Genomic DNA, 409 nt, shown 5'->3' with positions numbered 1-409 from the left:
ACTTACCAAAGTCTTCTGAATCAAAAGAGAACAACTCAATAAATTCGTGCTCATTACCTTCTTCGTCAGTAAAGATAAACAATTCAGCTTCGTTCATGTCGGATTCCTTTCGCACTTAACAAAAAATGGCCGATTCATCACCGGCCATCAATTGTACTAAAATTAGTCTTCTTGTTCGTCCAAGAATTGGTTCAAACGCTCTTCAACCATTGACCACTCATCGTCGTCTTCGATTGGCGTCAAACCACCCTCAGTAGACTCTGCAGTCTCGTCTGGGTCAAAGATGTATGCCAACATCTCTACTTCTTCGTCTTCGCCTGCACCAGCTGGGTACAAAACGATGTATGACTTACCGTAATCTTCTGACTTAAACGTGAACAATACTTCGAAAAGTTGCTCATCGCCATTG

General features: G+C 42.1%; 1 protein-coding gene. It reads right to left on the bottom strand.

Translation table 11 applies throughout. The annotated features are described in order from the left end of the window. Positions 1-162: 162 nt before the first annotated feature. Positions 163-409, bottom strand: a 247-nt coding sequence (locus tag KH400_RS21605; protein WP_217228155.1) for a DUF1292 domain-containing protein, incomplete at its 5' end; no start/stop codon positions are given.

The organism is Desertibacillus haloalkaliphilus, assembly GCF_019039105.1.
Taxonomy (GTDB): Bacteria; Bacillota; Bacilli; order Bacillales; family KJ1-10-99; genus Desertibacillus; species Desertibacillus haloalkaliphilus.
This window is presented reverse-complemented; position numbering and strand designations above follow the sequence as displayed.